The sequence below is a fragment of the Streptomyces sp. NPDC003456 genome (genome assembly GCF_042878735.1).
Lineage (GTDB): Bacteria > Actinomycetota > Actinomycetes > Streptomycetales > Streptomycetaceae > Streptomyces.
On sequence record NZ_JBIAOK010000002.1, the window covers coordinates 477970 to 490272 of the forward strand.

The 12303-nt window shown below is 74.8% G+C and carries 9 protein-coding genes and 1 pseudogene; 3 read left to right on the plus strand and 7 right to left on the minus strand.

What is annotated here, in order from left to right; translation table 11 throughout:
* Positions 1–128: 128 nt before the first annotated feature.
* Together ACFYWG_RS07805 and ACFYWG_RS07810 are read right to left on the minus strand one after the other, a co-directional pair.
* Positions 129–1184, minus strand: coding sequence for a tetratricopeptide repeat protein (locus ACFYWG_RS07805; RefSeq protein WP_385414298.1), 1056 nt, complete (start codon positions 1182–1184; stop codon positions 129–131).
* Between the two features lie 173 nt (positions 1185–1357).
* Positions 1358–1810: pseudogene (locus ACFYWG_RS07810) on the minus strand (AIM24 family protein); the annotation flags it as partial.
* 85 nt (positions 1811–1895) lie between these two features.
* On the opposite strand from ACFYWG_RS07810, the gene ACFYWG_RS07815 reads away from it, so the two are divergent.
* A complete protein-coding gene (locus ACFYWG_RS07815) occupies positions 1896–2105 on the plus strand; it encodes a hypothetical protein (RefSeq protein ID WP_389199952.1) in 210 nt (69 codons plus the stop codon).
* Between the two features lie 68 nt (positions 2106–2173).
* A complete protein-coding gene (locus tag ACFYWG_RS07820) occupies positions 2174–3421 on the plus strand; it encodes an SGNH/GDSL hydrolase family protein (protein ID WP_389199954.1) in 1248 nt (415 codons plus the stop codon).
* A 54-nt stretch (positions 3422–3475) separates the two neighbouring features.
* On the opposite strand, the gene ACFYWG_RS07825 is transcribed toward ACFYWG_RS07820, so the two are convergent.
* From ACFYWG_RS07825 to ACFYWG_RS07840, 4 genes are all read right to left on the minus strand, one after another.
* Positions 3476–6409 carry an AAA family ATPase gene (locus ACFYWG_RS07825; protein ID WP_389199958.1) on the minus strand — a complete coding sequence of 978 codons (2934 nt, stop codon included), beginning with the start codon at positions 6407–6409 and terminating at the stop codon, positions 3476–3478.
* Positions 6410–6484: 75 nt separating this feature from the next.
* Positions 6485–6838: a UBP-type zinc finger domain-containing protein gene (locus ACFYWG_RS07830; RefSeq protein ID WP_376329491.1), complete on the minus strand. Its 354-nt coding sequence runs from the start codon at positions 6836–6838 to the stop codon at positions 6485–6487.
* Positions 6835–8280 carry an ATP-binding protein gene (locus ACFYWG_RS07835; protein ID WP_385414285.1) on the minus strand — a complete coding sequence of 482 codons (1446 nt, stop codon included), beginning with the start codon at positions 8278–8280 and terminating at the stop codon, positions 6835–6837. The genes ACFYWG_RS07830 and ACFYWG_RS07835 overlap by 4 nt, the downstream gene beginning before the upstream one ends.
* The gene (locus tag ACFYWG_RS07840; protein WP_389199961.1) at positions 8277–9953 is read right to left on the minus strand and encodes an FAD-dependent oxidoreductase; all 1677 of its coding nucleotides are present in this window, start codon (positions 9951–9953) and stop codon (positions 8277–8279) included. The genes ACFYWG_RS07835 and ACFYWG_RS07840 overlap by 4 nt, the downstream gene beginning before the upstream one ends.
* A 183-nt stretch (positions 9954–10136) precedes the next feature.
* Here ACFYWG_RS07840 and ACFYWG_RS07845 point away from each other — a divergent pair, with 183 nt between their 5' ends.
* Complete coding sequence (locus tag ACFYWG_RS07845; RefSeq protein WP_383503796.1) at positions 10137–11030, plus strand: universal stress protein; 894 nt, start codon at positions 10137–10139, stop codon at positions 11028–11030.
* Between the two features lies 1 nt (position 11031).
* On the opposite strand, the gene ACFYWG_RS07850 is transcribed toward ACFYWG_RS07845, so the two are convergent.
* The gene (locus ACFYWG_RS07850; RefSeq protein ID WP_383503797.1) at positions 11032–12303 is read right to left on the minus strand and encodes a DUF4032 domain-containing protein; all 1272 of its coding nucleotides are present in this window, start codon (positions 12301–12303) and stop codon (positions 11032–11034) included.

Sequence of the window (12303 nt, forward strand, 5' to 3'; positions counted from 1 at the left end):
CGTGCCCGTCGGCGCGGTGGACAGCCGGGTCTCCTGCCCCGCCGGGGTGGCCGACACCGGGTCCGCCGCGCCCTCCCTAGGCGCGGGTGCGGCCGGCGGCGTGCCCGGGTGCCGGGTCGGGAGCGCCGTCACCGGGACCCCTCCGGGGCAGCGGCGGGCGCCGGTATGCCCAGCTCCTCGTGTGCCCGGGCCACCATCGCGCGGGCGTGCTGGAGGCCGATGCGCTCCAGCGTGGCCGCGAGGCCGGCGAGCTCCGCGGCCGTCTCGGCCCGGTCGCGCCCGAGCCGGGCCCGGGACTTGGCCAGCCCGAGGCGGGACAGGGCCTCCCCGCGCGGCTCGCTCATCTCGCGGAACTCGGCGAGGGCCTGCTCGTACCAGGCCCGCGCCTGCTCGTAACGCCCGGCCCGGTAGAGGACGTTGCCGCGCATCTTGTGGTTGTAGGCGAGCGCGCTCGACAGCCGCATCGCCCGGCAGGTCGCCTCGGCCTCGCTCAGCAGCGCAAGGGCCCGCTCGGCGTCCCCGTCGCGCACGGACACCACGTCGGCCAGTCCGCGCAGGGCCCAGGCGTGACCCCGGTGGTCCTCGGCGCGCGCGGCGATGTCGGCGGCCTCCTCGAACAGGGCGTACGCGGAGTCGTACCTGCCGGTGTTGCGGTGCATCTGCGCGATGCCCTCCAGGGCCCACACGGTGTGCCGTGCCTCGCCGCGCCGCCGGGCCTCGGCGAGCAGCTGCTCGTGCAGCCGGCCGACGGCTTCGTAGTCGCCCTGGATGCGGCCCGTCTCGGCCAGTCCGGCGAGCGAGTAGCCGCGTGCGACGACGTCCCCGCCGCGTTCGCCCAGCTCGGCGGCGAGCTGCAGGAGCCGGCGGGCCAGCGGGAACGCGCCCCGCTGGCGGGCCAGGGTGCCGCCGCTCCACAGGGCCCAGGCCATCGCCGCCACGTCGCCCGCCCGGCGGGCCGCACGGTAGCTGGCCTTCCAGGCCCGGTCGGCCTCCTCGACCCGGCCGAGCCGGCGATGCGCCTCGGCCACCGCGAGTCCCGACCGCGCCGCCTCGCCGGGTTCCCCGGCCCGCTCGGCGGCTTCCAGCTGCTCGGTCCCGGCGGCCAGCACGTCGGTGAGCGAGGAGTTGACGGACAGTGTGGTGAGGGCGCCCTGGTACTCGGGGGCGAATGCCTTGCCGTACATCGATGCCTTTCGGTCCGTATGCACACCGTCTCTACACATCGCGTATACACGGTGCGTATAGAGGGGCGGAAACCAGCCCTGGCCACCGAGGGCCAGGGCGTCGTCTGTTGCCGGTCAAGACGTCCGCGGAGCGGGCCGGGTTGTCTGTGAGGCGCAGATCACTCCACTCGGAGTCAGTGCTGCACCGCCTTCTGCGGCGTCGCCTCGCTGGACCGCACGACCACGAACCCCTCGCCCTGCAGGACCAGTTGCACGGCTTCGCCCGAGCCGCCGCGCAGCATCGAGCCGATGGACTGGGAGCGGTGCAGGGATGTCTGCAGCCCGGCGGTCCACCCCACGACGGCGTCGGTGTCGACGTACACCGGGTGCTGCGGCGACACCGGGATGACCAGCGGGCTGCCCTCGCAGACCAGGCCCAGCCGGCCGTGCCCGGTGAAGACGCTGTTGAACAGCCCGCCGCCGGTCATGCCGGCGCCCTTCACGGTGGAGATGCGGTACGACAGAGTGGCGTCGAAGCACAGGACGTTGCGGCCGTTGACCGTGAACTCGTCACCGGGCTCGACGTCGACGACGAAGCAGTTCTGCGCCTCGTGCGCGAACCACGCCTCGCCCTGCCCGCGGACCGCCGCTCCGCCAAGATCGGGCAGGGGGACCGGGGCGGGGCGTCGGGGCGTCCTTCGTAGCGGCGCGAACCTGGGTACCCGTACCGCCATGATCGAACTGCTCGAGCACAACCGCGTGCGCCACGCCGGGGTGCGCGGCGGACTCCTCCCCGGTGCCGGCCGGCACCGGGGCGGGCCCGCCGAGGCCACCCCGCACGGCGCCGGCAGCCGTGCCGCTACGGTGGCGTACGCCGGGACGGCCCGGGAGGTCCGTGTCGCTCCCGGCGGCCCGGTGACCTCACGGGACCTCGCCCCGTGAGGCCGTCCGCACGCACCGCCGCGAGGCCGTCCTCGCCGCCGAACCGACCCGCCGAAGGAGCGCCGACGATGCCCCGCACCGCACGCCCCCGCAGGCGTGCCGCCCTCGCCGCCCTGTCCTGCTGCGTCGCCCTGGGCTGCGGGACCGGCACGGTCCCGGCGGGCGCCCGGCCGACCCAGCCGCCCGACGTACCGGCCGGGTCCGGCCGGGGCGTGGTCACCTGGGCGTCCGCCGCCGACCGCCTCGGCGAGGCGGCCCGGGGGGACCGCGGCTACCGGCTGGTCGTGCGCACCAGCGTCGGCGGCAGCGGCCTCAGGGTGCGGCTGTCGAACGCCTTCGGCGACCAGCCGGTGACCTTCGGCAGTGTCCGCGCGGGCCTGCGCCGTTCCGGTGCGGCCCTCGTCCCCGGCAGCAACCGGCCCCTCACCTTCGGCGGCGCCCCGAGCGTCACCGTCCCGGCCGGCGGCCTCGTTCTCAGCGACCCGCTGCCGGGGCGCGTCCCCGCCGGGAGCGACCTCGCCGTCAGCCTCCATGTCACCCGGGCCGGCGGCACACTCACCGGGCACAGGACGGCCCTGCAGACCTCGTACGTCAGCGACGGCGACCACACCGCTGAGGAGAGCGCGACCCACTGGAGGCGGCGCACGGGCTCCTGGTTCTACCTCGACGCCGTCACCGTCAGGCCCCGCAAGGGCGCGGCGGCGGTGGCCGCCCTCGGCGACTCCATCACCGACGGCTGGCACTCCACGGCCGACCTGAACCGCCGCTGGCCCGACCACCTAGCCCGCCGGCTGGCGAGATCCGCCACCGGCACGGTCGAGGGCGTCGCCAACGAGGGCATCTCCGGCAACCGCGTCCTCACCGACGGCCCGGGGCAGAGCGCCCTCAACCGCCTGAGCCGGGACGTGCTGTCACTGCCGGGCGTGCGGACCGTCTTCCTGTTCCAAGGCGTCAACGACATCAAGGCCGACCCCGCCCCCACCGCGGCCCAGCTGATCGCCGGGTACCGCACCCTGGTCGACCGGGCGCACGCGGCCGGGAAGTGCGTGGTCGGCGCCACCATCGCGCCCTTCAAGGGCTGGCCCGAATGGGACCCCGCGGCGGAAGCGGCGCGCCGGAAGGTCAACGCCTTCATCCGCCACGGCGGCGCCTTCGACGCCGTCACCGACGTCGACCGCGTCCTGCGCAGCCCCCGCGACCCGGAGCGGATGCTGCCCGCCTTCGACAGCGGCGACCACATCCACCCCAACGACAAGGGCATGCGGGCGGTGGCCGACGCGGTCGATCTCGACAGCCTCGAATGCCGCCCCGGCTGACGCGGCCGGGGCCGGCCGGCCGCGCGGCCCTCACCCGGCCCCGCGGCCCTCACCTCACCCGGCCGACGACGGCTCGGCGGTGATCAGCCCCTCCCGGTAGGCCACCGCCACCGCCTCGCCCCGGCTGGACGCGCCCAGCTTGGCGAGGATGTTCGACACGTGCACGCTCGCCGTCTTGCCGCTGATGAACAGCTCCTCGCCGATCTGCCGGTTGCTGCGGCCCAGGGCGAGCAGCCGCAGCACGTCCTGCTCGCGGGCGGTGAGCGCACCGGCCCGGTCGCCGGCGTCCGGCGCCTCCGACAGCCGGCCCCGGCGGACCAGGGCGTCGACCTGCTCGCGCAGCGGCACCGCACCGAGCCGGTCCGCGAGGTGCCGCACCTCCCGGGCCTCCGCCGCCGCCTCCTCGCGCCGCCCCGCCGCGAGCAGGGCCTCGGCGTACCGGAACCGGCACCGCGTCCGCTCGTACACGTCGCCGTAGCCGAACGCCGTCACCGCCCGCGACCAGGCGTCCGGATCGGGCCCGGACGTGGCGCGCCGCCACTCCGCCTCGGCGCGCGCCAGCCAGGCCTGGCCCTCCGGGCCCTGCGGCGCGCCGTCCTCACCGTGACCGGCGATGTCCCGGCCCAGCTCGACCAGCTCCGTCGCCGTGCCCGCCCAGCGGCGCTCCCCGGCCGCGTCACCGGTGAGCCGCGCCTCGGCCGCCGCGTCGGCCACCGCGGCCAGCGCCAGGGCGGCGAGCCGGACCGCCGCATCGGGACGGGTGCCCGCCTCGTCGGTCAGGGCCGCCACCGTGGAGCGCACCCGGCCCACGGCCTCCTCCGGGTCCCGGCGCAGCACCGCGGCGTCGGTCAGCACGATGCCCGCGACGAGGGTGGCCATCCAGTCGAACGGCCCCTGGAGCAGGGCGTGCGCCCGGTCGGCGGCCGAGAGATCGCCGCGGGCCAGCGCCACGTACAGCGCGGGACCGACCGTGTACCCGCCGGCCGCAGGCAGCACGTCGGCATCGGCGCCGGCCGCCCGTACGCACTCGTCCCAGCGGCCCAGCACGTGCAGCACCACCAGCCGCAGGTACCGCATCTCCAGCGGGTACGGCGACGACAGCAGACCGGCGCGCCGGGCCCGGTCCAGGCCCTCCGTCAGCCAGGGCAGGCACTGCGCGAGCTCCCCGTTCTCGTAGCAGCCCATGGCGAGGTTGAACAGCGCCCGCAGCTCCACCGCCGCGTTGCCCGAACGCGCCGCCAGGTCCCGGGCCGCCAGCAGCCGCTGCCGGCCCTGCGCGCCCCGCCGCCCGCCCGGGTCGAACCCGGCCAGGGAGATCAGCAGGTCCGCCTGCGCGTCGGTCAGGTGCAGCCGCTCGGCCACCTCCACCGCGCGCCGGGCCACCTTCAGGGCGGTGTCGTTCTCCCCGACGTAGCGGGCGGCCATGGCGTGGGTGGCCGCCGCCCACACCCAGGTGCGCGACGGCGGGTCCTCCGGGATCATCGCCAGGGCCTCGCTGCTGTAGGCGAACGCCGCCGTCAGGCTGTCCACGCTGAGCAGGTTCCCGGCGAGCGTGTAGCGCACCCGCGCGGCGAGGTCGGAGTCGGCGTCCTGCCCCAGCTCCGCCAGCGCGGACCGGGTGAGCGAGACGGCCCGGTGCAGCTCCCCGGCGTGCGCGGCCGCCGCCGAGGCCCGCAGGGTCAGTGGCACCCGGCCCACGGCCGCGCCGGCGGGCCGCGCCTCGGGCGGTACGGCCGGCCACAGGTCCAGGGCCGTCTCCAGGTGCCGCTGCTCCTCGGCCGGCGCCCCCACCCGCTGGGCGTGGTCGGCTGCCTCCAGCGAGGCGGCCAGCGCCTCGGCCAGGTCGTGGCTCTCCCGGTAGTGGTGGGCCCGTTCGGCGGCGCTCTCCGGCCGCCCGCGTCCGGCGAGCAGCCGCGCGAACGCCCCGTGCAGCCGGGCCCGTTCCCCGGGCAGCAGATCGGCGTAGACGGCCTCGCGGGCCAGGGCGTGCCGGAAGGAGTAGGTGTCGTCGTCCCCGGCGACGAGCAACTGCCGTCCCACCGCCTCGCGCAGGGCGGACTCCAGCTCCGCCTCGGGCAGCCCGACGGCCTCGCGCAGCAGGTCGTGCTCCACCCGGCGCCCGGCGACGGCGGCGGTCCGCAGCACCTGCTGCGCGGTGTCGGACAGCTGCTCGAAGCGGATCAGCAGCACGTCGGCGAGCCCGCTCGGCACCCCTCCCACGTCGGTGTCGGTGGCCGCGAGCAGCTCCTCGGCGTAGAAGGCGTTCCCCTCGGCCCGCTCCACGATCCGCCGGACCGTCGCCTCCGGCAGCGGCCGGCGCTCCAGCGCCCGCACCAGGCGGCCCACGTCGGGGTCGGCCAGCGGCCGCAGCTCCAGCCGCTCCACGGCGGGCAGCCGGACCAGCTCCGCGAGCAGCGGCCGCAGCGGGTGCCGGCGGTGCAGGTCGTCGGCCCGGTAGGAGGCGAACACCGCGAGCCGGCGCCCCAGCACACCGCGGCCGAGCAGGAAGCGCAGCAGGTCCCGCGACGACTGGTCCGCCCAGTGCAGGTCCTCCAGCACGAGCAGCAGCGGGGCGGCGTCGGCCACGTCGGCCAGCAGGGACGCCATGCCCTCGAACAGCCGCAGCCGTCCGTCGACGTCCCGCACGGAGCCGGTACCGGAGCCCAGCAGCCGCTCCACGACCGGACGGGCCGCCAGGGCGTCCGAGAACCGGGGGTCCGCGGCGAGCACGCCCAGGACCTCGGTGAACGGCAGATAGGGCAGACCGACGTCGCCGAGGTCCACGCAGTGGCCGGTGACCACGGTCATGCCCGCCTCGGCGGCCCGCTTCCCGGCCTCGTCGAGGATCCGGGTCTTGCCGACACCCGCGTCCCCGGCGAGGAGCACCGCCCGCGCCTCACCCGCGCGGGCACGCTCCAGCACTCCGGAAAGGCGCGCGAGTTCCGCGCCGCGCCCGACCACGGGCGCGACCGATGAAGCCTGGGACACACAGCCAACTTTCTCTTTGCCGAAGGGCGGGGGAGGGGGCCGCTGCCACCGGCCGGGCTGGGGGCGCCCGGTCCGCTAGCCGCGCAGCACCTTCGCCCAGTCGGCCGGAACCCGTCCGGCGGGGCCCGGCGCCGGCTGGTCGGCCGGGTGGCTCACCGGCGCCGCCAGCTCCGGCCCCTCCTCGTACAGCTCGTTCGTCTCGAAGTTCCAGAACCAGGTCTCACCCGGCTCGTAGCTCTGCACGAAGGGGTGCCCCGTCTCCCGGAAGTGGGCCGTGGCGTGCCGGGCGGGGGAGCTGTCGCAGCACCCCACGTGCCCGCACTGCGCGCACCGCCGCAGGTGGAACCACCACCCCCCGGCCGCCTCGCACTCCGCGCACCCGCTGCCGCTCGGCGGCGCCTTCGGGTCGATGCCGTTCGCCTCGCTCATGCCGACTCCTCCTCCGCCGCTGTCAGCGGCAGCAGCACCTGAAATCGCGTGTCCCCCGGTTCCGACTCCACCTGGATGCTCCCGTGGTGCTTGTTGACCACGATCCGCCAGGAGATGTCGAGACCCAGTCCGGTCCCCTCGCCCACCGGTTTCGTCGTGAAGAACGGATCGAAGATCCGCTCCCGGTGCTCCGCCGGGATGCCGACACCGGTGTCCCGGAACTCCACCAGCAACCGGTCGTTCTCCCGGGCCGTGCGCACGGTCAGCGTCCCGTGCCCGCCCGCGCCGTGCATCGCCGCGACCGCGTTGTCGATGAGGTTCGTCCACACCTGGTTGAGCTCCGCCGGGTAGGCCGGGATCCTCGGCAGGGTCCGGTCGTACTCCTTGACCACCTCGATGTCGCGGCCGATCTTGCCCGACAGCATCAGCAGCGTGGAGTCGAGGAGTTCGTGCACGTCGGCGTTCTGGAAGGGCGCCCGGTCCAGCTGCGAGTACTGCTTCGCCGCGTCGACCAGATGGGAGATGCGGGTGGTCGAGTCGTTGATCTCGTCCATCAGCAGCTCGGTCTCGACGGTGTAGTTGAGCCAGCCGACCGCGCTCGGCAGCATGTCCTCGTCCACCGCCGTGGCGACCTGCTCCAGCCAGTCCACGTCCAGGCCCGCCTGCACGAACGTGGGCGCGATCCGCCAGCCCTCGGGGATGCCCCGGTCGTCGAGCCAGTCGGTCAGCTCGTCCTCCCGGTCGGCGGCCTCCAGCGGGCTGAGCGTGGGCGCCTTGGCGACCCGTTCGGCGGTCCGCTCCTGGATGTCGATGAGCTTCGCCATCACCTCGGGGGAGTACGAGCCCTGCGCGATGACCGCCAGCTTGTGCCGCATCTTGCCGACCCGTTCCCGCAGGGTCGCCGTCGCCCGCACCGCCGCGGCCGCCGGGTTGTTCAACTCGTGCGTGAGACCGGCGGACAGCGAGCCGAGCGCCAGCAGCCGCTCGCGCTGGCCGATCATCCGCTGGGTGTTCTTCGAGCCGAAGAACAGCCCCTCCAGCAGGTGCACCGCCATCGGGAACCATTCCTGCATGATGGTCGCGAAGGTGTCGGCGGGCAGCACGAAGAACCGGGTCGGCTCCGTGACGCGCATCGAGTTGTTGTAGACCTGCCGCACCCGGTCGCCGAGGTACGCCTGCATCGCCCCCGCGTACACCCCGCGTTGGGAGGTCCGGGTGACCTCCACGTCGTCCCCGCCGACCCTGCGGTAGAGCACGACCGTGCCGTCGAGCATCACGTAGAAGCAGGTGGCGGGTTCACCCTCGGTGTACACCGGCCCGGGCTCGAACCGCTCCACCCGCCCTTCGGCGCACAGCCGGCCGAGCTGTTCGGGCGTGAGCTTCTCGAAGAGGAACAGCGCGCCGATCTCCTCGGGGTTGCACGGCACGCACGCCCCGCTCACGACTGCTCCAGGTACCGGTGGACGAGCATCACGGCCATGGCTCCCTCTCCGACGGCGGACGCGACCCGCTTCGCGGACTCCGAGCGGGCGTCGCCCGCCACGAACACCCCGGGCACGTTGGTCTCCAGGTGGTACGGCGGCCGGTCCAGCTCCCAGCCGTGCGGCGGCCGCCCGTCCGGGGTCAGATCCGGCCCGGCCAGGATGAACCCGCGCTCGTCGCGCAGCACCGTCCCGTCCAGCCAGTCCGTCAGCGGGGCCGCGCCGATGAACACGAACATCCACTGCGCGTCGACCTGTTCGGATCCGCCGCCGTCCACGTCGCGCAGGGTCAGCCGCTCCAGGTGCCCGTCGCCGTGTGCCTCCTCGACGACCGTGCGGGTGCGGACCTGGATGTTCGGGGACTCCTCGATCTGCTGGATGAGGTAGTGCGACATGGACGCCGCCAGCGACTCCCCGCGCACCAGCAGCGTCACCGACTTGGCGCCGCGCGAGAGGTACATCGCCGCCTGCCCGGCCGAGTTGGCGCCGCCGACGATGTACACGTCCTGGTCCTGGCAGGCGGGCGCCTCCGTCAGGGCCGACCCGTAGTACACGCCGCAGCCGGTCAGGTCCGCGCAGCCGGGCGCCGCCAGCTGCCGGTAGGAGACGCCGGTCGCGAGGATCACGCTGTGCGCGGCGACCGCGGAGCCGTCGGAGAAGCGGACGATCCGGGCGGCTCCGTTGGCCTCCAGCGCCGTCACCTCGCGCGCCGTGAGGATCTCGGCGCCGAACTTCGCCGCCTGCCGCCGGGCCCGGTCGGTGAGCTGCGCGCCCGACACGCCGTCGGGGAAGCCGAGGTAGTTCTCGATGCGGGAGCTCTGCCCGGCCTGGCCGCCGGTCGCCGACCGCTCCACCAGCACCGTCCGCAGTCCTTCGGAGGCGCCGTAGACCGCCGCGCCGAGGCCGCCCGGGCCGCCGCCGATCACCACGAGGTCGTAGAAGTCGGCGGTCGGCGTGGTGGCCAGCCCGACCTTCGCGGCCAGGTCGACGGGCTCCGGCTCGACCAGCGGCGTCCCGTCGGGGGTGACGACCACGGGCAGCCGCAGCCCGTCCTCGCCGGCCGCGGCCAGCAGCCGCCGCCCCTCCGGCTCGTCGGAGGAGTACCAGCGGTAGGGCACCTGGTTGCGGGCGAGGAACTCCCGCACGTCCGAGGAGCGGGCCGACCAGCGGTGGCCCACGACCTTCGTGGCGGGCACGGGCCGGAAGTCGCTGGAGCGCCACGCCCGGAGCAGGTCGTCCAGCACCGGGTACAGCTTCTCCTCGGGCGGGTCCCACGGCTTGAGCAGGTAGTGGTCGAGGTCCACGACGTTGATCGCGTCGATCGCCGCGCTGGTGTCGGCGTACGCCGTCAGCAGCACGCGGCGGGCGCCCGGATAGACGTCCAGCGCCTGCTCGAGGAACTCGATGCCGTTCATCTGGGGCATCCGGTAGTCGGCGAGGATCACCGCGACCAGGTCGCCGCGCAGCTTCAGCTCCCGCAGCGCCTCCAGCGCGGACGCGCCGGACTCGGCCCGCACGATCCGGTACGTCGCGCCGTAGCGCCGCCTCAGGTCGCGGGCCACGGCCCGCGAGACCCCCGGATCGTCGTCCACGGTCATGATGACGGTCCGCGCCGATTCGGCGGCCTGTGTCATGCGTCCCCCAGCACCGGGCGGTCGACTTACGGCACGGCGTCCCCGGGGCGCCGCGCCGACCTCCGCCCATCGTATGTTCGATCGCCGCCCCGCGCTCCGACAAGGAGATCCGCTCCACACGGCCGCGGCGGGGTGGGGGAGACTGATCGGCATCGTCCGACGCTCACCCCAGGAGGCAGCCGCATGACACGCCCGATCACCGCAGGGCTCGACGGATCGCAGGAGAGCCTCGCAGCCCTCGGCTGGGCCGCCCGCGAGGCGGTACGGCGCGACCGGCCGCTGCATGTGGTGCACGCCTGGCGGGTGGAGGACCAGGAGGCGCTCCCGGCGGAGGTCCGGGGCGACGCGGACCGGCAGGCCGAGTGGGTGCGCGGGGCGGTGGACGAGGCGGTCGCGACCGTCACCGAACGGCATCCCGGCCTGAAGGTCACCACGGACGTCGTCCAGGGCGAGGCCGTCGGCACCCTGGCCGCCGCCGCGTCCGGCGCCGAGGCGCTGGTGCTCGGCTCGCGCGGGCACGGCCCGATCGTCGGCTTCCTGCTCGGCTCGGTCGGCCAGCAGGTCATCGCCGAGGCCACCCGCCCGGTGGTGCTGGTCCGGGCCGCCGACCGGCCGTCGGGCGAGGCGGCCGGACGCGAGATCGTCGTCGGGCAGCAGGGCGACCCGCAGGACAGCGCCGAGGTGCTGCGCTTCGCGTTCGAGACGGCCGCCGCGCGCGGGGCGACCGTACGGGTCGTCCGCGCCTGGACGCTGCCGCCGCTGTTCGCCTACAGCCCCGCCTCCCTGAAGCTCCTCGACGAGGCCGGAGGGCTGGAGCCCTACGAGAAGAAGGGCCTGGCCGACGCCGTGCGGCCCTGGCGGGAGCGGTTCCCCGACGTGCCCGTGGTGGAGCACGTCGAGATGGGCAGCGCGGGGCAGGTGCTGCTGTCGGTGGCCGGGACCGCCCAGCTGATGGTCGTCGGCCGCCGGGCCCGCCGTACGGCCGTCGGCGCGCGGATCGGCTCGGTCGCCCACGGCGTGCTGCACCACGCGGACTGCCCCGTGGCGGTGGTGCCGCACACCGCGCCGGCGCGGTAGCTCAGTCCTGCGCCGGCTGCGGGGTCTCGCTCGCCGTGGGCAGGACGTGGTCGATGTAGTCGCGGACGGCCGTGTCCAGCCCGATGTCCTGCTGGGCCCGCTCGGAGAGGTACCAGCGGTGTTCCAGGAGCTGGTGGTAGATCTCCGCCGGTTCCATGGCGCCGCGCAGCTCCGGCGGCACGGCCCGCACGGTCGGCCGGAACACCTCCCGCACCCAGCGGTGGGCGAGCACCTCCGGCCTGGCGCCGTGGGGGTCCCCCTTGTTCGAGCGAAGCCGAGAACTCGGGGGAGGGTCCGCCGGCTCGTAGTCGTCCTGGGTGGCCATCCAGCTCTCCAGGTCGTTGAGCAGCCGCCGGGCCTGGTTCTCCTCGGTGTCCAGCCCGGTCAGGCGCAGCAGCTGGCGCTGGTGGTGGCCCGCGTCGACGACCTTCGGCACGAAGGTGACGGTGTCGCCGTTCGCGGCGTGCTCGATCTGCATCTCCGCGACGTCGAAGCCGAGGTCGTTCAGGCGGCGGATGCGGCGTTCTATGTAGTGGTACTTGCCCGCCGGGTACACCGAGGTGCGCGTCAGCTCGTCCCACAGGCCGCGGTAGCGGGCGCAGATCTCCGTGCCGAACTCGATCGGGTCCACGGACGGGTGCAGCGCCCCGGACGCCTCCAGGTCCAGCAATTCCCCGCTGATGTTGACCCGGGCGAGGTCGAGGTCGTACTCGCGCTGCCCCTGGCTGAGCTGCGGATGCAGGTCACCGGTCTCGGCGTCCACGAGGTAGGCCGCGTAGGCACCCGCGTCGCGCCGGAAGAGGGTGTTGGACAGTGAGCAGTCGCCCCAGGCGAACCCGGCCAGGTGCAGCCGCACCAGCAGCACGGCGAGGGCGTCCATCAGCCGGTGCATGGTGGCCGGGCGCATGGTCGTCTCGAACATCGAGCGGTACGGCATCGAGCCGCCCAGGTGCCGGGTGACCAGGACGCTCTCCAGCGGGGCGCCGTCGGCGTCGGTGCGGCCGGTGACCACGGCCAGCGGGTCCACCGCCGGGATGCCGATGCGGTCCAGGTCGCGCAGCAGTTCGTACTCGCGCAGGGCGGGCCGCTCGGCCAGCTCCTTGACGGCGATCACCTCGTCCCCGGCCCGCGAGTAGCGCACCACGTGCCGGGAGATGCCGCGCGGCAGCGGGACGAGGTACTGCTCGGGCCACTCCTCCAGCGGTACGTCCCACGGCAGTTCCAGCAGGAGCGCGGGGTGCTCCGGGTTGGTCGCGCTGATCTGCAGTGCCAT

Excerpts from the sequence above, each read along its gene's own strand:
- ACFYWG_RS07805 (WP_385414298.1), bottom strand. The coding sequence starts at position 1,184 with ATGTACGGCAAGGCATTCGCCCCCGAGTACCAGGGCGCCCTCACCACA.
- ACFYWG_RS07815 (WP_389199952.1), top strand. The coding sequence starts at position 1,896 with ATGATCGAACTGCTCGAGCACAACCGCGTGCGCCACGCCGGGGTGCGC.
- ACFYWG_RS07820 (WP_389199954.1), top strand. The coding sequence starts at position 2,174 with ATGCCCCGCACCGCACGCCCCCGCAGGCGTGCCGCCCTCGCCGCCCTG.
- ACFYWG_RS07830 (WP_376329491.1), bottom strand. The coding sequence starts at position 6,838 with ATGAGCGAGGCGAACGGCATCGACCCGAAGGCGCCGCCGAGCGGCAGC.
- ACFYWG_RS07840 (WP_389199961.1), bottom strand. The coding sequence starts at position 9,953 with ATGACACAGGCCGCCGAATCGGCGCGGACCGTCATCATGACCGTGGAC.
- ACFYWG_RS07845 (WP_383503796.1), top strand. The coding sequence starts at position 10,137 with ATGACACGCCCGATCACCGCAGGGCTCGACGGATCGCAGGAGAGCCTC.
- ACFYWG_RS07850 (WP_383503797.1), bottom strand. The coding sequence starts at position 12,303 with ATGGCACTGCAGATCAGCGCGACCAACCCGGAGCACCCCGCGCTCCTG.